At 72.5% G+C, this 18813-nt stretch carries 19 protein-coding genes; 8 read left to right on the top strand and 11 right to left on the bottom strand.

Annotation, left to right across the window (positions count from 1 at the left end):
- Window positions 1-102 precede the first annotated feature (102 nt).
- From ACFYSC_RS06725 to ACFYSC_RS06700, 6 genes are all read right to left on the bottom strand, one after another.
- On the bottom strand, window positions 103-1254 hold the full coding sequence (locus ACFYSC_RS06725; RefSeq protein ID WP_389957687.1) for an SPFH domain-containing protein: 1152 nt from the start codon (window positions 1252-1254) through the stop codon (window positions 103-105).
- A gap of 33 nt (window positions 1255-1287) precedes the next feature.
- The gene (locus ACFYSC_RS06720; RefSeq protein WP_362931444.1) at window positions 1288-1722 is read right to left on the bottom strand and encodes an NfeD family protein; all 435 of its coding nucleotides are present in this window, start codon (window positions 1720-1722) and stop codon (window positions 1288-1290) included.
- A 211-nt stretch (window positions 1723-1933) separates the two neighbouring features.
- Entirely contained in the window at window positions 1934-2476 is a 543-nt protein-coding gene (locus ACFYSC_RS06715; protein WP_389957682.1) for a CGNR zinc finger domain-containing protein, read from the bottom strand.
- A 239-nt stretch (window positions 2477-2715) separates the two neighbouring features.
- Window positions 2716-3849: a fumarylacetoacetase gene (fahA, locus tag ACFYSC_RS06710; RefSeq protein ID WP_362931450.1), complete on the bottom strand. Its 1134-nt coding sequence runs from the start codon at window positions 3847-3849 to the stop codon at window positions 2716-2718.
- A 43-nt stretch (window positions 3850-3892) separates the two neighbouring features.
- Window positions 3893-4933, bottom strand: coding sequence for a hypothetical protein (locus ACFYSC_RS06705; RefSeq protein ID WP_389957679.1), 1041 nt, complete (start codon window positions 4931-4933; stop codon window positions 3893-3895).
- The gene (locus tag ACFYSC_RS06700) at window positions 4915-6084 is read right to left on the bottom strand and encodes a homogentisate 1,2-dioxygenase (RefSeq protein ID WP_389957677.1); all 1170 of its coding nucleotides are present in this window, start codon (window positions 6082-6084) and stop codon (window positions 4915-4917) included. Before ACFYSC_RS06700 ends, ACFYSC_RS06705 begins: the two co-directional genes overlap by 19 nt.
- Window positions 6085-6415: 331 nt before the next feature.
- On the opposite strand from ACFYSC_RS06700, the gene ACFYSC_RS06695 reads away from it, so the two are divergent.
- Window positions 6416-7276 carry a hypothetical protein gene (locus ACFYSC_RS06695; protein WP_389957674.1) on the top strand — a complete coding sequence of 287 codons (861 nt, stop codon included), beginning with the start codon at window positions 6416-6418 and terminating at the stop codon, window positions 7274-7276.
- 115 nt (window positions 7277-7391) lie between these two features.
- On the opposite strand, the gene ACFYSC_RS06690 is transcribed toward ACFYSC_RS06695, so the two are convergent.
- Entirely contained in the window at window positions 7392-8027 is a 636-nt protein-coding gene (locus tag ACFYSC_RS06690) for a TetR/AcrR family transcriptional regulator (protein ID WP_389957671.1), read from the bottom strand.
- Between the two features lie 83 nt (window positions 8028-8110).
- Here ACFYSC_RS06690 and ACFYSC_RS06685 point away from each other — a divergent pair, with 83 nt between their 5' ends.
- A complete protein-coding gene (locus tag ACFYSC_RS06685) occupies window positions 8111-8839 on the top strand; it encodes an SDR family oxidoreductase (protein ID WP_389957668.1) in 729 nt (242 codons plus the stop codon).
- 82 nt (window positions 8840-8921) lie between these two features.
- Here ACFYSC_RS06685 and ACFYSC_RS06680 read toward each other — a convergent pair whose 3' ends face one another.
- Window positions 8922-9905, bottom strand: a complete 984-nt coding sequence (locus tag ACFYSC_RS06680; protein ID WP_389957665.1) for a helix-turn-helix transcriptional regulator — start codon at window positions 9903-9905, stop codon at window positions 8922-8924.
- A gap of 61 nt (window positions 9906-9966) precedes the next feature.
- Here ACFYSC_RS06680 and ACFYSC_RS06675 point away from each other — a divergent pair, with 61 nt between their 5' ends.
- Entirely contained in the window at window positions 9967-10647 is a 681-nt protein-coding gene (locus ACFYSC_RS06675) for a DinB family protein (protein ID WP_389957662.1), read from the top strand.
- Window positions 10648-10725: 78 nt separating this feature from the next.
- Window positions 10726-11106, top strand: a complete 381-nt coding sequence (locus ACFYSC_RS06670; protein WP_389957659.1) for a VOC family protein — start codon at window positions 10726-10728, stop codon at window positions 11104-11106.
- 102 nt (window positions 11107-11208) lie between these two features.
- On the opposite strand, the gene ACFYSC_RS06665 is transcribed toward ACFYSC_RS06670, so the two are convergent.
- Both ACFYSC_RS06665 and ACFYSC_RS06660 read right to left on the bottom strand, forming a co-directional pair.
- Window positions 11209-11763, bottom strand: a complete 555-nt coding sequence (locus ACFYSC_RS06665; RefSeq protein ID WP_389957656.1) for a hypothetical protein — start codon at window positions 11761-11763, stop codon at window positions 11209-11211.
- Between the two features lie 280 nt (window positions 11764-12043).
- A complete protein-coding gene (locus ACFYSC_RS06660) occupies window positions 12044-12676 on the bottom strand; it encodes an IclR family transcriptional regulator (RefSeq protein WP_389957653.1) in 633 nt (210 codons plus the stop codon).
- A gap of 264 nt (window positions 12677-12940) precedes the next feature.
- On the opposite strand from ACFYSC_RS06660, the gene ACFYSC_RS06655 reads away from it, so the two are divergent.
- From ACFYSC_RS06655 to ACFYSC_RS06645, 3 genes are all read left to right on the top strand, one after another.
- Entirely contained in the window at window positions 12941-14329 is a 1389-nt protein-coding gene (locus ACFYSC_RS06655) for a hypothetical protein (RefSeq protein ID WP_389957651.1), read from the top strand.
- A 591-nt stretch (window positions 14330-14920) separates the two neighbouring features.
- The gene (locus tag ACFYSC_RS06650) at window positions 14921-16087 is read left to right on the top strand and encodes an FAD-dependent oxidoreductase (RefSeq protein ID WP_389957647.1); all 1167 of its coding nucleotides are present in this window, start codon (window positions 14921-14923) and stop codon (window positions 16085-16087) included.
- Window positions 16088-16364: 277 nt separating this feature from the next.
- Window positions 16365-17009: a L,D-transpeptidase family protein gene (locus ACFYSC_RS06645; protein ID WP_389957644.1), complete on the top strand. Its 645-nt coding sequence runs from the start codon at window positions 16365-16367 to the stop codon at window positions 17007-17009.
- A 225-nt stretch (window positions 17010-17234) separates the two neighbouring features.
- Here the strand turns inward: ACFYSC_RS06645 and ACFYSC_RS06640 are convergent, their stop codons facing one another.
- Window positions 17235-17435: an EF-hand domain-containing protein gene (locus ACFYSC_RS06640; RefSeq protein WP_362931472.1), complete on the bottom strand. Its 201-nt coding sequence runs from the start codon at window positions 17433-17435 to the stop codon at window positions 17235-17237.
- Between the two features lie 1195 nt (window positions 17436-18630).
- Between ACFYSC_RS06640 and ACFYSC_RS06635 the strand changes: the two genes are divergently transcribed.
- Window positions 18631-18813: hypothetical protein (locus ACFYSC_RS06635; RefSeq protein WP_389957641.1), on the top strand; the 183-nt coding region annotated here is incomplete at its 3' end.

Below are 18813 nucleotides of genomic sequence, written 5' to 3'. Positions count from 1 at the left end.
CGGCCACCGTACGCGCCCGCCGTACGGCACCGCCCGCCGTACGGCGCTGCGGTGCCGTACGGCGGGCGGGAACCCGGAGAGGGGAGAGGGGCGGGCGCGGGATCAGACGCCGGGGCCGGCGGGACCGGTCTGACCTCCGGTGCCGTTGGCGCCGGTCCCGTCGGTCCCCCCGCCGTCGCGGCGGACGGCGGCGGCCGGACGCTCCTCGTTCAGCCCGGTCAGCGGGTCGGCGGCTGCCGGGGCGCCGGGGCCGAGCTGGCGGGGACCGGTGTCGGCCTCGGACGCCTCCGCGACCGCCTCGGCGGCGGCCTTCTGCGCCTCGGCCATCTCCCGTTCGGCGGCCTCGTTGACGGCCGGGGCCTGCCGGGTGGCGGACGACTGCGGCAGCGCCTCGGTGAACGCCTTCGACACGCCCTGCAGGGCGGACGTCACCTCGCTGGGGATCACCCAGAACGTGTTGCTGTCGCCCTTGGCCAGCTCGGGAAGCACCTGGAGGTACTGGTAGGCCAGCAGCTTGGGGTCGGGGTCGTTGCGGTGGACCGCCTGGAAGACCTCGTCGATGGCCTGCGACTGTCCCTGGGCCTTGAGGATCGCCGCACTGCGCTCACCTTCGGCGCGCAGGATCGCGCTCTGCTTGTCACCCTCGGCGGTGAGGATCTGCGACTGCCGCTGGCCTTCGGCGGTGAGGATCGCGGCGCGCTTGTCCCGCTCGGCGCGCATCTGCTTCTCCATCGCGTCCTTGATGGTCTTGGGCGGATCGATCGCCTTGATCTCGACCCGGTTGACCCGGATGCCCCACTTTCCGGTGGCCTCGTCCAGCACGCCGCGGAGCTGGCTGTTGATCGTGTCGCGGGAGGTCAGCGTCATCTCCAGGTCCATGGAGCCGATGACGTTACGCAGGGTCGTCACGGTGAGCTGCTCGATCGCCTGGATGTAGTTGGCGATCTCGTAGGCGGCGGCCCGCGGGTCGGTGACCTGGAAGTACAGGACCGTGTCGATCTCGACGACCAGGTTGTCCTCGGTGATCACGGGCTGCGGGCGGAAGGAGACCACCTGCTCGCGCAGGTCGATCATCGGGTAGACGCGGTCGATGTACGGGATGACGAAGTTCAGACCCGGCTTGAGAGTGGTCTGGTATCGGCCGAGCCGTTCCACGTTGCGGGCTCTGGCCTGCGGGACGATGCGCACCGAGCGGGCCACGGTGAACACCACGAACAGGACGATGAGAAGGCCGACGAGCAACAATGGGTCCATGGTCACATCCGGGAATCTGAGTCGGTCAGAGGATCACTCTCGGGGATAGACGAGTGCGGTCGCGCCCTCGATCTCGATGACGTCCACGACCGCCCCCTGTGGGATCACCAGTGTCTCGTCGTAGGCCCTGGCCGACCACTCCTCACCGCCGATCCGCACCCGGCCGTCCCGGCCGCTCACCTCACGCAGGACGTAGGCGGTCTTACCCACGAGGGCCTGGACCCCGAACCGCTGGCTCGGGGGGAGCTGCCGGAGATGGCGTCTGGCGATCGGGCGGACTCCCAGCAGCCCCGCACCGGAGGCGGCCGCGAAGACCAGGAGCTGGAGGGCCACCGGCAGGCCGAGCCCCGCGGCGGCGGCGGTGAAGAGGGCGGCGGCGCCGAGCAGGCCGAGGACGGTGGTCAGAGTGAAGATCTCGGCGATGCCCAGCACCACCGCGAGGATCAACCAGATGGTCCACTCGTCCATACGCCAGCCCTCCTACCTGTTACAACGCCTGGGACGCCCGAGAGGTTCCTTCATTTACGGTATGACGAGCCTTTACGGTATGACGAGACCGACGGATCGTCAGGACCGTGATCGCTGGAAAATCCCACGTGGGCGGCGATCGGGGCGTGCCGCCGGAAGGACCCGATCCGGGCGCGAACCTGCGGGTACGGCCGTCCGGCCGGGCGGGTCGTCAGGAGTCCCTGTTGCGGGCGCGGAACGCCGCCGTCTTGACGCGGTTCTGGCAGGCGGTGCCGCAGAACCGGCGGGTGCCGTTGCGGGAGACGTCCACGTAGACCCGGTCGCAGTGCGGCGCCGTGCAGACGCCGAGACGGTCGTGGAACTCGCCGCCCAGCACGATCGCGAGGCCGGTGGCGCAGCTCGCCCCCCAGTCTCCGGCCACGGTGCCGCCGGGACCGTGGAAGTGCAGGTGCCACGGCTCACCGTCGTGCCGCTGGAGCAGCGGCCGGGCGCGGGTCTCCTCCAGCAGGGCGTTGACCTGCCGGGCCGCGGCGTCGATGTCGCCCGCCGCGACGGCGACGAAGACCTCGCGCAGCCGGGCGGCGATCCCGGCCAGTTCGGCGGCCTCGGCCTCGGTGACCTCGCGGTGGCCCGGGTGACCGGTGCGCACGCCCTCGGTGGCGGCGGCGGCAGCGGCGGCGGGATCGGCGGGTGCCGGGTGGGGGCGGCCCCGTGCCTCCCCGGGGGTCAGCGCGTTGACCAGCCCCACGGCCACCCGGACGATCGCATCTGTGTGACTGTTGAAATCCAATTGACGCCGCCCGGACCACCGCGGGCGCCGGCCACCACGGCTCGGAGTCCTCCCTGCTGTCGGAGCACGCCGGCGCCCTGCGGGACGCGGGCTTCACCGAGGTCGGCACCCTCTGGCAGCGCGGCCACAACCGCCTCGTCTGCGCCGTCCGCGGCTGAACCCGCCCCCTGTCCGCCGGGCGCCTGCCCGGACCTGCCGGGGGCCTACCGGGCCGGCCGGATCGTGCCCGACACCTCTCCGAGCGAGATCGCCTCGCCGCCCGGCCCCGGGGCGGTCGCGGAGATCGTGACCGTGTCGCCGTCCTCCAGGAACGAGCGGACCGAGCCGTCGGCCAGCTTGAGCGGCTCGGCGCCGTTCCAGGTCAGCTCGATGAGCGACCCCCGCTGGTCCGGCTCCGCCCCGGAGACCGTGCCGCTGGCGTACAGGTCGCCGGTGCGCAGGCTCGCGCCGTTCACGGTCATGTGGGCGAGCATCTGGTCGGGCGTCCAGTACATCTCCCGGTACGGCGGGCGGGAGACGACCTCGCCGTTCAGCCGGACCTCCAGCGTCAGGTCCAGTCCCCAGGGCCGCTCGCGGCGCAGGTAGTCCAGGGGCTCGGGGTCCTGCTCCCTCCCGGCGACCCGGGCCTCCGACAGCGCCTCCAGCGGGGTGATCCACGGCGAGATCGAGGTGGCGAAGGACTTGCCGAGGAACGGGCCCAGCGGGACGTACTCCCACGCCTGGATGTCGCGGGCGCTCCAGTCGTTGACCAGCGTCACGCCGAACACATGGTCCTCGAAGCGCCCCGCCCGCTCGCCCATGCCGGTCGGCGTTCCGACGACGAACCCGAGCTCCGCCTCGATGTCCAGCCGCGCCGAGGGACCGAACACCCCGGCGCCGCGCTGGCCGGAGGGCCGCACGACCGGGGTGCCGGACGGCACGACGGTCCCGGCGCGGCCGTGGTAGCCGACCGGCAGGTGCCGCCAGTTCGGCTTCAGCGGCTCGTCGTCCGGGCGGAAGATCCGGCCGAGGTTGGAGGCGTGCTCCAGCGAGCAGTAGAAGTCGACGTAGTCGGCCACCTCGAACGGCAGGTGCATCCGCACCTCCGCGAGCGGGACGAGGTAGGCGTTGACCGCCGGGTCGTCGCTCAGCCGGTTCTGGATCAGCGCCCGGGTCTCGCGCCAGGCGGTGACGCCGCGGGCCATGAACGCGTTGAGCGACCCGGTGGCGAACACCTCGTCGTGCAGGGCCGCGGCGAGGTCCAGCACGTGGTCGCCGTACCGCACGCCGACGCGCGGGGTCTCGCCCTCCCTCCGGGTGAAGACCCCGTAGGGCAGGTTGGAAAGGCCCCAGGACATTACGCTTTCTCCTTTTCCTTCGTCATCGGACCCGTTTCCTTCGTCATCGGACCCTTTTCGTCGTCGGACCGGCGGTCGCCGTCGTCGGATCGGCGGCCGCGCCGGCCGTTCCTCCGTCGCCGGCCATCCCGGTCCCGTACCCCGTCGCGGCCGGTGACGCGCCGATGAGCCCCAGGGCGGTCAGGTCGTCGATCGGTGTGCCCGTGCTGCACGAACCGTAGGAGACCAGCAGCCTCCGGGCGCGCTCGGCGGTGCCGTCCGGTACGGCCAGCGCGAGCCGTACCAGCTCGCCCACGTCGGTCGAGGTCAGCACCGGGACCGGGTCACGGCCCTCGGCCGCCGCGCAGACCCCGAGCACCAGGTTGAGGAAGCCGTGCCGGTCGACGCCCAGCGCCGGGTCGAAGTGGCGGACCGCGTTGTGCAGGCCCGCCGTCGCCTTGAACGGGATGCCGCGCTCGGCGCAGTGGGTGATGAAGGCGCCCAGCTCCTGCGGGGTGGGGAAGGCCGCCGCCGTCGCGCCGCCGCACCTGATCTTCAGCCCGACCCCGGGAGGCGGTTCGATCGGCGGCTGCGCGGCGGTGACCTCGACGAACTGCCGCGCCGGGATGTCCAGGGCGACCGGTCGGCCGCCCGGCACCTCGACCAGTTCGACGGTGAGTCCGTCGAGGCCGTCGTGCGGCGGGACCTCCGGGACGTCCAGGATCAGCCCGAGCCGGATCGGCTCCGTCGCCGGTTCCGCCCGCTCGGCCTGGTCCGCCCGCTCGGCCTGGTCCGTCCGTCCGGCCTGGTCCGCCTGCCCGGACGGACCCGCCCGCCCCGGCCGGTCCGTCGGCTCGGCCCGGTCCGCCCGCCCGGTTCCGCCCGCCGGGGAGCCCGCGGCGGGGAACCCCGCCCCCTCCAGATGGGCGCGCAGCTCGGCGAGGCGGCTCGCCGGGCACAGGAACCGGTGGGTGAGCACCGGACTGCCCGCGGCCAGGTCGTCGCGGTGCCGCCGGAGCGCGTCGGCCATCGGCAGCGCCGTGGGCGGGAACAGTCCCGCGTCGTCGACGAGGTCCGCGAAGAGCCTCATCGCGCCCAGGTCCACGCGTAGGCCGGATCCTCGACCGACAGGGCGGCCGGGCCCAGGTCGAGGGGACGGAAGGTGTCGACCATCACGGCCAGCTCGCTGGTCCGGGTGTGGCCCTGCCGTACGGCCTCGATGACGGCCTCGACGGCGCCCGGCTGCGGGCCATGGGTGAACCCGGCCGGATGCAGCGAGATCGAGCCGACGTCGATGCCCGAGCCACGGCGCGCGGTGTAGTCGCCGCCCGCGTAGAACATCAGCTCGTCGGAGTCGACGTTGTGGTGGTTGTAGGGGATCGGGACGGCCTCGGGGTGGAAGTCCAGCGGCCGCGGGCAGAACGAGCAGATCACGAAGTTCGGGCCCTCGAACGTCTGGTGCACCGGCGGCGGGGCGTGGATGCCCTTCACGATGGGCTCGAAGTCGTTGATGTTGAACGCGTACGGGTACAGGCAGCCGTCCCAGCCGACCACGTCGAACGGGTGGTTGCGGTAGACCAGCCGGGTCAGCCCGCCGCGGGTGCGGACCAGAACCGGCACCTCCTCACCCTCGACGATCAGAGGCTCCCGCGGGCCGCGCAGGTCGCGTTCGCAGTAGGGGGCGTGCTCCAGGAACTGCCCGTGCTTCGACAGGTAGCGCTTGGGCGGCCGGATGTGCCCGGCGGCCTCGATGGTGAAGGCCGTGACCCGGCCCTCGGGGACCCAGCGGTGGATGGTCCCGGTCGGGACGACGACGTAGTCGCCCTCGCCCGCCTCGATGACGCCGTAGGTCGACTCGAACCGGACCCGGCCGCTCGCGATGTAGACGCACTCGTCGCCCATGGAATTGCGGTACAGCTCGCTGGGAGTCTCGGTCGCGACGTACGACATGCGGACGTCGGCGTTGCCGGCCAGCAGCCCGCGCCCGGTCACCAGGTCGCCGCCCACCGGGAGGTCCTGGGTGCGGAAGTGCCGGGGCGACAGCGGCAGGTTGGGCGCGAGCGCCGTCGCCGCCGTGGGCTCGACCGCCTCGGACTTGAGGATCGCCGTGGGCAGGTGGCGGTGGTAGAGCAGGGACGAGTCGCTGGAGAAGCCCTCCTCGCCCATCAGCTCCTCGGCGTACAGTCCGCCGTCGGGCCGCCGGAACTGCACGTGTCGCTTGCGGGGAACCTCTCCCACCATGCGGTAGTACGGCATGCGCCTCTCCGAGCCTGCAGAGGGTGACACAGAATGTCCGCTTATCGGACACTACTGTCCTTTATACGTACAACCTTCCGTCACCCGGCCGGGCCCTGTCAAACATCCCCGCCGCACCCGGGGATCCCCGCCCGGCCGGGGTGTCACCGGGCCTCCCCATGGGAGCCGGCCGTATCACCATGACCGACGGCAGGGCACGGGCGAGGCGCTCGATCGTGGGTGGTGGCCCCCGGCGGGGGAGGCCGGTGCCGTAAGGACGTGTTCCCCAAGTTTCCGGACCCGTCGCGCCGCCGGGTGCGGACGGGAACGCGCCGCGTCCCATCGTCGAACCGTGACGGAACACACCTACGGCAACACCCCGGTCACGGCCCCGGAACCGGTCCGTGAGCCGGATCCGCCCTCGGCCCGGGAACCGGCCCCCGGACAGGAACCCGGCACCGACCGGCCCGCCCCCGGAGCCGCCGGGTCCGCGCCCAGGGTCGGCGGGTCCGCGCCCGGGACCGATCGGCCCGCCTCCGGAGCCGCCGGGTCCGCGCCCGGGACCGATCGGCCCGCCTCCGGAGCCGCCAGGTCCGCGCCCGGGACCGATCGGCCCGCCTCCGGAGCCGCCAGGTCCGCGCCCGGGACCGGCCGGCCCGCGCGCGGCCCCCTCGCCCGCGCGGCGGCGGCGTTCGCGCGACGCTGGCCCACCTGGCTGGCGATCGCCGTGGCGGCGGTCCTCGTCTCCGACCTCGGGGACGGAAGCGAGTTCTCGGTGATCCTGCCCCTGCTGGCGGCGGGGTACCTGACCGTCACCGTGATCGGCCGCCCCGGCCTCACCTGGAGCGTGATCATCGCCTTCACGGCCGTGGTGGTGCTGACGCGGATGATCGGCGTCGACCCCCGGCCGGTTCTGATCGCCGCCGCTTTCCTGGCCGCCGCGGCGGGCCTGGCGAACGGACGGCTGCGCGGCACGGGACTGCGCGCCGCGCAGCTGCCCGTGGCGCTCGGCTGCGTCGCGGTCGCGCTGGGCGCCGCGTACCTCTCCCCGGATCTCGGCCTGTTCCTGATGGCGGCCGGCCTGCTCGGCCACGGCGTCGGGGACGCGTTCCTCTGGCGGGACGGGCGGGTGGTGGCGCGGTCGCTCGCCGAGTGGTGCGTCGTCTTCGACGTCATCGTCGGGACGGCCGGGCTGTGGGCCGCCCTGCGGTGAGGCCCGCCGGCGGTGGACCCGGCCGAGCGGTGCGGGAAGGGCGTGCGGTGGAGCCGACGGCCGGGTGACAACGGTTCCGGCGATCCGGAGGTGGCGGGGTGGCGCGTCGCCGCCTTCAGCGCGGCGGGTCCGGCTCGCCGTGCGCCCGCCGTACGGCCTGTGCTGCCAGGGCGCCGGCCAGCTCGGTGGCGGATGCCTCGGTGAGGGGGGCGTGCCCGACGAGGATCCGGTACCAGAGCACGCCGAACGCCTGGTCCACCAGCAGGTCGGGGTCGCCGCCCGGGGCGGCCTCACCGCGTTCGGCGGCCCGCTCGAACAGGCCGCGCAGCGCGCTCCGCCGCCGGGCGAGGAAGGCTCGCGTCGCCTCGCCCATCTGGGGGTCGAGCTGCGCCTCCACCATCACCTTGCGTAGCAGGCGAGCCATCGTCGCCTGCCCGGCGAGACGGAACGTGGCGCGCAGGAACGCCTCCAGGTCGCCGGCGAGCGTCCCGGTGTCGGGTGGTGGGATGTCCAGGTCGGCGCGCTCGGTCATCGCCTCCAGTAGGACGGCCCCTTTGGAGGGCCACCAGCGGTAGATGGTCTGCTTCCCCACCCCGGCCGCCGCCGCGATCGTGTCGATCGTCACCGGCGCGTCGTCGTCCCGCCCGATGAGGTCCACGACGACGTCGAGGATCGCCCGCCGTGCCGCCTCGTTGCGCCGCCGCCCGGTGTGCGGGCGGCGGGTGGTCTGGTCACTGCCGCCGGTCTGCATGCCCCGATCCTACTTGACGAGACTTGTAGTCTCGGTAATTATTTGTCGAGACGATGAGTATCGACAAATAAAGGGGGCGACCCATGTCGCTGTCCGGACGACGTTCACTGGTCATGGGGGGCAGCTCGGGGATCGGCGAGGCCGTCGCCAGGCTCTTCGCCGAGCGGGATGCCGAGGTGGTCATCACCGGCCGCGATGCCGACCGGCTCGGCGCGGCGGCCGGGCGGATCGGCGGCAAGGTCACCGCGCGGCGGGTGGACGGCTGCTCGCCCGAGGAGGTGGCCGACTTCTTCGCCGAGGACGTCCGATACGACCACCTGGTGCTGGCCCTCAGCGGCGGTTCCGGCGCGGGGCCGTTCGCCTCCCTCGATCTGGACGGCCTGCGCGACGGGTTCGAGCGGAAGGTCTGGCCGCATCTGCGGATCCTCCAGGCGGCGCTGCCCCGGATGACCGAGGACGGCTCGGTCACCCTCCTCACCGCGTCCTCGGCGCGGGCGGCCCTGCCCGGCACCGCCGGCCTGGCCGCGATCAACGGCGCGCTGGAGGCGATGGTCCCGCCGCTGGCCGTCGAGCTGGCCCCGCTGCGGGTCAACGCCGTCTCACCCGGCGTGATCGACACCCCGTGGTGGTACGGGCTGCCGGGGGAGCAGCGGGCGGCCATGTTCGCCGAGCACGCCGCGGCCCTGCCGGTGGGGCGCGTCGGACGGCCCGAGGACGTCGCCGAGGCCGTCCTGCTCGTCGCGACCAACGGGTTCATGACCGGCGAGGTCGTCCCGGTCAACGGCGGCCTCGGCCTGGCGACCGGCCGCTGACCCCGGGCATCACCCGTCCCCCTCGCCGATCATGACGACATCGCGGGAGAACGCGCGGAAGCCGCCCGTATCGTCATGATCGTCAAGGGTCATCCGGCGGACGGGCCGGGGCGGCGCGGGTGAGGCGGGCGGCCGCGGCGCGGACGCGGTCGGCCAGCTCGGGCGGGTCCAGCACCTCGAAATCGACGCCGATGAGGATCAGGTGGGCGATCATGGCGTCCAGGGAGTCCGATCCGGTGGTCAGGAGGCACGTGCCGTCGGCGAGGTCATCCAGGACGCCGACCGTCGGCGGCACGCGCCCGGCGACGGCGTCCGCCGGGGCGGCGAGCCGTACCCGGGCGGTGAACGCGTAGGGGCCGGTGGACACGGAGGCGGCGACGAACGCGGCGGCGTCGGGAGGGTCACGCGGGACGAAACGGGCGCCCGTCGGCCGCAGCGCGTCCATCCGGTCGACCCGGAAGGTCCGCCAGTCGTCGCGCAGCAGGTCCAGGGCGACGAGATACCAGCGCTGCCCGGCGTGGACGAGCCGGTACGGCTCCACCGTACGGTCACCGGCCGCGCCGGAGGCGTCGCGGTAGGCGAACCGCAGCCGCTCCCGGTCCCGGCAGGCGCCGGCGAGCGTCGACAGCGCCGCGGAGTCCACCGCCGCGGCCCGGCCCGGCAGGTGCACGGTCGCGGCGTGCAGCGCGGTCAGACGACGGCGCAACCGCGCCGGGAGCAGCTGCTCCAGCTTGACCAGCGCCCGTACCGAGGTCTCCTCCAGCCCGGTGACGGCGCCGCCGGCCGCCAGGCGCAGCCCGATCGCCACGGCGACGGCCTCCTCGTCGTCGAGCAGCAGCGGCGGCAGCGTGGCCCCGGCCTCCAGCCGGTATCCGCCCGCCACCCCCGGTGTGGCGCTGACCGGGTAGCCGAGCAGGCGCAGCCGTTCCACGTCGCGCCGGACGGTGCGGCGGGTGACGCCCAGCCGCGCGGCGAGCTCGGCGCCCGGCCAGTCCCGGCGCGACCACAGCAGGGACAGCAGCTTCAGCAGCCTGGCGGAGGTGTCGAGCGCCGGTGTGTGGGACATGGGCCGAGATTGCCAGAGATCGAGGACCGATACGGTCCCCGATCGTTTCTATCGTCCTGCCATGACCCATTCCGGTACGACCACTCATCCCGATACGACCCCGGACTGGAACGACCTGCTCCTCGACCAGCTCGAATGGCACTGGCGTCACCACCTCCGGCCCCGTCTCGACGGTCTGACCGATGAGGAGTACCTCTGGGAGCCGGTCGCCGGCTGCTGGAGCGTACGGCCCCGCGCAGCCGCCGCCGCCCCCGGCGCCACCGGAGGTGCGCGTCCCCACGGTGACGGCGCCGCGGCCGGCGTCGTCGGAAACGTGTCCGGCGCGGTCGGGAACAGGGACTTCACGATCGACCTCGCGATCCCCGAGCCGAGTCCGCCGCCGGTGACGACGATCGCCTGGCGCCTCGCCCACATCATCGTGGGCGTCCTGGGGGCGCGCACCGCCGCGCACTTCGGGGGCCCCGCCGCCGAGTACGCGACCTTCCCCTACGCCGGTACGGCGGGCGAGGCCCTGAGGCAGCTCGACGAGGCGTACGCCGCCTGGGCGGACGGCGTGCGGGCGCTCGGCGCCGAGGGCCTGGCCCGGCCCTGCGGCCCGGCCGAGGGGCCGTTCGCCGACTACCCCATGGCCGCGCTGGTGCTGCACATCAACCGCGAGGTCATCCACCACGGCGCGGAGGCGTTGCTCCTGCGCGACCTCTACCGCCACCGCGACACCTTGGGGGCTCCGGCACCCTCCTGACCCCGAAGAACCGACGACCTCGGAGCGACGACCGGGCGGGGCGGTGGATGGCGGAGCGATCCAGGACAAAGTAGCTTGATGTCAAGATACTTTCAGGGAGTCGTGATGCTGCACCACGTCCAGCTCGCCTGCCCACCGGGGAGCGAGCCCGTCCTGCGGGACTTCTACGAGGGAGTGCTCGGTCTGGCCGAGATCCCCAAGCCTCCCGTCCTGGCCGCGCGGGGCGGCTGCTGGTTCCGCGGGCACGGCATCGAGCTGCATCTCGGCGTCGAGGAGGACTTCCGCCCGGCACGCAAGGCGCACCCCGGCCTGCTGGTCCACGATCTCGACGGGTGGGCCCGGCGTCTGACGGAGGCGGGTCACCCGGTGACCTTCGACGACGACTTCCCGGGGATGCGGCGCTTCTACAGCGAGGATCCCCACGGAAACCGCCTTGAGTTCCTCGAACCGATCGCCTGATCCGGACGGGCCGCCGCACCCGGGCTTCCGCGATGTGGGGCGCGGTAGCGGGTGCGCGGCCCGTTCGGGGCGCGCACCCGCTCGGCCGCGACGGGGCGGGGATCAGGCGGGGAAGTCCTTGGGGCTGATGTGCCTCGCGCGGGCGTTGCCGCCCCTGACCGGGTTGAGGGTCAGGGTCCAGCTGGTCGCGCTGGTCGAGGTCGTGGTGAACTTCAGCCGGCTGTCGAAGCGCTGGTAGGAGGCGCCCCGGGTGAACCTGCCCTTGGAGACGCTGAACCGGTAGCCGGTCGTGAAGTAGACCCGGTAGGTGCCGTCCTCGACCACGCTGGTCTTCGCGGTGGACCTGGCGCGGACGTAGAGGCTGATCGCCTTGGTCCTGCCGCGGACGAGGGTGACGACCCCGTCCCGCGTGGTGCCGTTCTTGATCTTCAGGACGCCCCGGCCGTCGCTGAGGCGGGCGTAGAGGAGCTTGCCGTTGGACGGCCGGGCCGTCGCGCCGGTGGGCGCGAGCGCGGACACGGCGGACGCGGCGGGGAGGGTGGCGATCGCGGGGGTCGCGGGGACCGGCGTGGCGGCGGCGGTGGCCGCGGTGGTGACGGAACCGGCCAGCAGGACGGAGGCGAGAACCGCTCCGGCGAGGGGACGAGATCGGATCATTGCGACAATATGACAAATCTTCTTTATCCGGTCAATGGAATTGCGGGATAATAACATGTTCCTATAAGCCGTCTGGCCCGTGTCTTTTGCTGCGGTGAACGGCTTTCCGTGCGGAGAATTCTTGGCGGAAAGGGCATTCACCCTGGGGATCACCGTCCCCTGGGAAGGATCCGGGGGATCGGCCGACAGGTCAGCGGGCCCCGTGTGGGTCTCACTGATCTCACGGATCCCACGGATTCCGCCGGCCCGCCACGTTCCGACATGCGTCCCGCCGCGTTTCTCAGGCGAGGGTGCGGCCCAGTTCGGCGGCCGCGGCGGCGACACGGGGGCCGACGGCCTCCGGATCGAGCGGAGTGAAGGCGACGACCCCGACGGACGCCTCCAGCCAGGGCAGACCGGTGACGGGCGCCGCCACGCCGCGGGCACCCTCCTGGAGCTGTCCCTCGGTGACGACATAGCCGGTACGGCCCTGCCGCAGGGCGAGGATGGCGTGCCCGGCCGCGCCCCGGCTGAGCGGGTGGCGGGATCCCTCGCGGTAGGCGACGTGCATGTCGGTCCAGGAGGGCTCCACCACCGCCACCGCGAGGCCGTCGTCCCCCTCGGCCACGGTCAGGTGCGCCGTCGCGCCCACCTCCTCGGCGAGTCCGCGCAGCGTCGGCAGCGCGCCCTCGCGGAGCAGCGGCTGTACGGCCCGCGCCAGCACGAGCACGCCGAACCCCAGGTGGACCCGGCCGTCACCGCCCCGGCGGACGAAACCCTCGTTCTGGAGCGTGGTGAGCAGGCGGTAGACCACCGGGCGGCTCAGCTCCAGCTCGGCCGCCAGTTCGGTGGGGGTGCGGCCGCGCCGGCCGTCGGCCAGCAGGCGGAGCAGCCGGAGCCCGCGCTCCAGGGTCTGCGAGGACTCGGCCGCCATCAGCGGGCCCGCCGTACGGAGATCATGCTTCGATTATCGATACCCCGTCGCCGGGCGGCGGGCGCGGGGCGAGGCGGTGCGGCGGGAGAACGGCCCGAACCGGCCGGACGGCCCGGACGGTTCAGCGGTGCGGGACGGGTTCGGTGGGGTGCGGGGGGACCTGGGGGAACTCTATGAGTTCCTGACAAAGCCTGTTGAGACAAGGATGATCCGGATAGAGTGCCAAACGATCGTTTTGACCGGCTTTACCCGGGAGCTTAAAGAATGCGACTCACTCTGCGGCGAACCCTGGCCGTCGGCGCCGTGCTCACGGTCATCGGGGCGGTGACCCCCGCGGTCGCCGCCTACTCCCAGGACGATCCCCGGAGCTGCAACGATCTGATGAGCGCCGACGCCCCGGCGTACGTGGTGTGCCACTGGCTGGCCAAGCCGGACGAGGCCCTCGACGTCGCGAGGTTCTGGATGAACAACGACAACGCCAACCTCAAGGACGCCACCCCGCTGCAGGGCAAGTTCATCGACTGCTCGGCCCCCGGCAACTACTGCGCGGAGCTCCAGGGAGACGGCGCGGTCGGCGACGACGGCTCCCCCCTTCCCGAGGACGCCGAGGACGGCGGGGCCCCCGAGTGCGAGAGCGGCCAGCAGTGCTCGACCGACGGGCACGGGATCGGCGGTGACGGCAGCGTGACCGGCCCCGACGACGGCAGCTTCACCGGCCCCGGCGGCACCGGCGCGAAGACGACGGCCGCCACCCCGGCGACCACCCAGGGCGCCCAGGGCACCCAGCCCGCCGTGCAGGCTCCCACCGCCCAGGAGGTGACCGCGGCCGCGCAGACCCCCACCGGTCAGGCGGTGACCGCCGCCCGGGGCGGCGGGCTGCGCGTCTGGCTCGACACCGAGCTGGCCGACGACTGGAAGGCGGGCCCGGCGAACTTCGCCGCGGCCGTCAAGCGCGTCGCGGCGCTGGCCGCGCGGCCCGAGGTGACCGGGATCCGCTTCACCTCGCAGCTCGGCTACAACAAGACGTTCGCGACGGACGCCGAGGTCAGCGCCTTCGTCACCGGCGCGTCGGCCGCGCTGCGCCAGGCGGCCCCGGGCAAGCGGCTGGGCGTTCACACGGTCGTCCCCGAGCTCGCCTGCGGCGCCGACGCCGCCTGCAAGACCGAGATGACCAAGCGGTACCCGCTGCTCGCCCCCGAGAAGGTCGAGGGCTACGTGAACGCGGCGCGGATCGACCAGATCTCCCTGGACACCGGCCTGCTGTACGGCGGCTACCAGACCTGGAAGATCGACGCCGCGCAGGCGCACCGCAACCAGTGGATCCAGGTCCGCGCCCGCGCCTGGGACGTCCTGACCCAGGTGGCCGCGGAGGAGACCGGCCTCGTCGGCCAGGTCGCTCCCGAGCAGGTCGCGACGCGGGTGTCCGCGCCGGTCAAGGACGGCGCCGCCCAGCAGGTGAATCTCTGGACCCGCGTCCGGACCGCCCAGGGCGCGGTGAACCGGCTGACCGCCTGGGACGAGCTGAAGAAGCTCGGCCCGATCCAGCGCCGCATCGCGGCCGTCTACGACCCGGCCACGCCGGAGACCGACGCGGCCGGGGACCTGAAGAAGCTCGCCGAGGTCGTCAGCCAGGTGTATCTCACCACCGCCTGACGACCACCCGGTCACCGTCCGGGCGCCGTTCCGGTGGACCCCCGGACGGCTGATCCGGACGATGGGCCGGCGGTCGATCCACGACCGATCCGCGACCGATCAGAGAATGATCCGCGACGCCTCGCCGGTTCTCCGGCGGGGCGTCCGTCATGCGGGGCCCAAACCCCTCCTTGCCATCATGTTCCCGCACAAGCGAGACCCGTCCGGCCGCCTCCGTCCATCGCCCCCACCGGGGGCGAATAGGCGAGCCTGCCGAGCAACACAGGCAATCTCCCCCCTTGCGCCCGGGTCGGGCGCGGGTCATTCCTGCGGCCGGGCCAAAAAAGCGTCAACCTTCCGCCGGGCCGATCGGCGCGATCGGCCCGTGGAGGTCGGAACGGGGTCGACCGGCCGTCATCGGAGCATTCGGCGGCCGCCGGGGCTACCCGCGTCCGGTCCAGGAGATCTCCCTGATCGTTCATCATTCGTCCTGGTTCCGTGGTCGTTCGCGGGATTTCCCGGGCACGCCGACGCTCCGGGGGGCGTCGGCGCCCGGATCTACCCTTGGAGTCGTTTGAGTGCTACGGCGGGGCGGCCATTTCACGGCCGGCCGTGCCGAGATACCGGTCGATCCGGGTGAATTCAGGAAGAAGGCGTTCCCAGGTGCGCGCGAATTCGGAGAGAATACTCGTTGTCGGGGCCGGTGTAAGCGGATTGACGACCGCCCTGTGTCTGGCCAGAGAGGGTTTCCGGGTCACCGTCGTCGCGGACAGATTCGCGCCCGACATCGTGTCGGTCGTCGCGGGGGCTTTGTGGGAGTGGCCGCCGGCGGTGTGCGGTTACCATCACGACGAGATATCGCTCGCCCGGTCCAAGGACTGGTGCGTCACCTCGTACCGGATGTTCGACGAGATGGCCCGTGCCAAGGTGCCAGGAGTGGCCATGCGAAGGTCCAATTTCTATTTCCGGCACCGTGTCGAGGAGAACCCGCATGATCTGCACAAGATGCGGGAGCTCGCCGGGAAGGTCCGCGGTTTCCTCCGCGACCCGGCGCTCGCCGGGCGCAACGGCGTGAGCCCCGGCTACGGCGTGGTCGACGCCTACTCCCACCTGGCACCCGTGATCGACACCGACCAGTACATGGCGTGGCTGATGCGCGAGGTCGTCCGTCACGGCGTACGGGTGGTGCGGCACCGCGTCGATGGCCCGCTGGCGGCCCGGCAGGCCGAGCTGTGCGAGCGGTTCGGCGCCGGACTGGTCGTCTGCTGCGCGGGTCTCGGCACCGCCGAGCTGCGTGGCGTCCCCATGTACCCGCTGCGCGGCGCGCTCGTCCGGGTCCGCAACGGGGGCCTGCGCGGTCCCCGGATCGAGGAGGCCCACTGCGTCTCCCACGACGAGCGCCACGACGAGCAGGACATCGTCTTCATCGTTCCGCGTAACCAGGATCTCCTCGTTCTCGGCGGGCTGGCGGAAAAAGACGAGTGGGACACCGGAATCGATCTGGAGAACCACGCCCCCATCCGTGAGATGTACGAGCGGTGCCTCGCGTTCATGCCCGCGCTGCGCCGCGCCAGGATCGATCCCGACGAGCCGGTTCGGGTCGGACTGCGCCCGTTCCGCGGCGAGAACGTCTGCCTGGAATGGGACGAGGAAGACCAGGTCGTTTACAACTTCGCGCACGGCGGCGCCGGATTCAGCTTTTCCTGGGGATGTGCCCGGGAGGCCGTCGGACTGGTGCGCATGGCCGTGGAGGAGCGGCGGTACTCGCGCTCCTTCTGAGCGTTCTCCCCCTTAGCGTGGATGGGCGTGGAAAATGCGAAAGACCATCAACTGTCTGCTGACGGTGAATGCGACTCTCCTGCTGACGGCGGTCCTGCCGTTCCGGCTCGCACCCGGCGACGTCGCGACGGCGCGTCCTCCGGTGCCCGGGAGCTCCGCGGGGCCCCCGGGTCCCGCGAGCACCACGGGTTCACCGGTCGCCCCGGGCGCCCTGGCGGCCCCGCCGGGACGGCCGGTGAATCCGGGGCGACCGCCCTCCGGCCGCGGGCGCGCCGCCGTGAGGCTCCCGGTCCTGCGGTTCGGGGCGGAGGGGACGATCGTCCTCGCGGTCCAGCGGAGGCTGAGCCGGCTGGGGTTCGCCGCGGGGCCGCCCGGCTCCACGTACGGCCCCGCCATGCGCGCGGCCGTGTGGGCCTTCCAGAAGGCGAACGGGCTGCCCCCGGTCGACGAGGTGGACGGCCCCACCTGGCGCGCGCTCGCCCACCCCGCACGGATCAGGCCGCTGGTGCCGTCCGGCGGTCCCACGCGGGTGGAGATCGACCTGCGCCGCCAGTTGCTGACCGTATGGCGGAACGGCAGGCCCGAGCTGGTCACCCACATCTCCACCGGCAACGGCGAGCACTACTGCGAGAAGGGCCACTGTGGGGTGGCGGTCACGCCGACCGGCGACTTCCGCGCCTGGCTGCGAACGCCCGGGTGGACCAGCGGGCCGCTGGGCGACCAGTTCTACACGGTCTACTTCAACGGCCAGATCGGCTTCCACGGTTCCGAGAAGGTGCCCCGGCACCCGGCGTCGCACGGATGCATCCGCGTTCCACTCCACAACGCCAGGCCGATCTACGACATGATCCGGCCCGGGGACCCCGTCTACGTCCGCAGGCCCGAGCTCGCGCGTGAACGGCCGAAAAGCGGGCGCACCTGAAAACGGCTGATGGAAATTTCCGAGAAAGAGATGAAACGGGCGTGCCGCCGCCGACGGACGGTGATTCCGGCAGGTGTCACGGCCCGGAGGGCCGGGAATGGACCTGACCTGCGTCCGGTCCGTGGCTGGCCCGTCGTGGCCTGCAAGGGGGATCCACGGGCCGGGCGCTCATCCGCGCCCGGCACGGCCGGTGGAGAGCGGGGTGGGACGGCGCGTCCGCCCGCCCTACCGGAGGTATCCGGCGAACTCCTCGAGCGAGATGCGTCCGTCGCCGTCCTGGTCGAGTTTGGCGATGGCGGCACGGGCCGCCTCGGGGGTGACCGGCTGGCCGAGCACCTCCATGAGGCGGGTGAACTCCTCAACCGAGATCAGGCCGTCGCCGTCGACGTCGATGATCTTAAAAGTCGTCGCGTAGTCGTCCGTCATGGGCGCGTCCGCCTTTCGGTAGCGGGGGATCGGGCGTCAAGCACATTAGCGGGCGGCCGCGGCTCTGGGGAGAGCGCGGTCCCCGGTCCACTCCCCGGAGGATCCGCCGGAAAACCCACCGGAAGCCTCTGGGAGAAGCCTCCGGGGGGACTTCCCCCGGAGAGCCTCGGGAGAGTCCCTCGGGGGCCCCGCCGAGAGGCCCTCCCGCCGGGGACGCCGGTGCTCCCCCTGCTTCTCCGGTTACCTTTCACTTTGGAATGATGTACGGCTTTCCGCCTTTTTAGCTGCTTCATCGATGTTGTCGGCATCGAGCGTGATAAGGCATTTGGCGGTGCTGTTGGGATGTTAAGGACATCTGCTTTTATTCGACGTTTTGTGGGGGTGATGGGTAAAGAAACGCGCTCTCCTCGTCAGGTGCGTCAAACGATTCCGGGGGGCACTGTTTCCTGATTCCCCGCCATGATTCAAAAGTGCCCGTACCGGGTTTTTTGCGAGCGTGGGAAGAGTAGAGAAGACGTCGTGGCTACCCTTATGAAAAGCGTCCTGGCGAGCGGTGCACTCGCCGGGGCCGTCCTCACTCAGGCGTCCGCTCCGGCGTTCGCCGACACCACAGCACCCAGGCAGGTGCCGAAGCAGGTGCAGAGCAGCAAGGCGGATCCTGACCCCTTCTGCGGCGACAGCCCGCTCATGGTGACCTTCCACACGTTCTGTATTCCGTCGGGGGGAACGGCGGTGCCTCTTCCCGCCCCCACCCCGCCGACGGTCGCTCCCACTCCGCCCGTGGCGGCAGGCAACTACATCCTGCTGTGCAGGTGGCTTCGCCTTCCCGAATCGCTCTGTGCCGTTCCCCCCGGTCCTCCCGGACCCCAGGGCCCGGCCGGTCCGCAGGGCCCGCCCGGACCGGTGGGGCCGCAGGGCCCGGTCGGTGCGCAGGGTGACACCGGTCTGCAGGGTCCGGCGGGCCCGCAGGGTCCGGCCGGCCCGGTCGGCCCGGCGGGTGCGGTCGGTCCGCAGGGCGGCGTCGGTCCGCAGGGTCCGGCCGGTCCGCAGGGTCCGGAAGGCCCGCAGGGTGCGCAGGGCGAGCCCGGACCGGAGGGTCTGCCCGGACTTCCGGGTCCGCAGGGCGAGCCCGGTCTCCCCGGCCCGGCCGGCCCCGAGGGCCCGATGGGTCCGATGGGCATGACGGGTCCGCAGGGTGAGCCCGGTCTGCCCGGTGCGCCGGGTGAGCCCGGTCCGGCTGGTCCGCAGGGTCCGGAGGGCCCGGCTGGTCCGGCTGGTCCGGCTGGTCCGCAGGGTCTGCCCGGTGACGTCGGCCCGGCGGGTCCGCAGGGTCCGGCGGGTGACACGGGTCCGGCCGGTCCGCAGGGTCCGGAGGGAC

This window comes from Streptosporangium sp. NPDC004379 (genome assembly GCF_042873875.1).
Taxonomy (GTDB): domain Bacteria; phylum Actinomycetota; class Actinomycetes; order Streptosporangiales; family Streptosporangiaceae; genus Streptosporangium.
The sequence above is the reverse complement of the archived record's forward strand: the minus strand, read 5'-3'. Positions and strand labels throughout refer to the sequence as shown.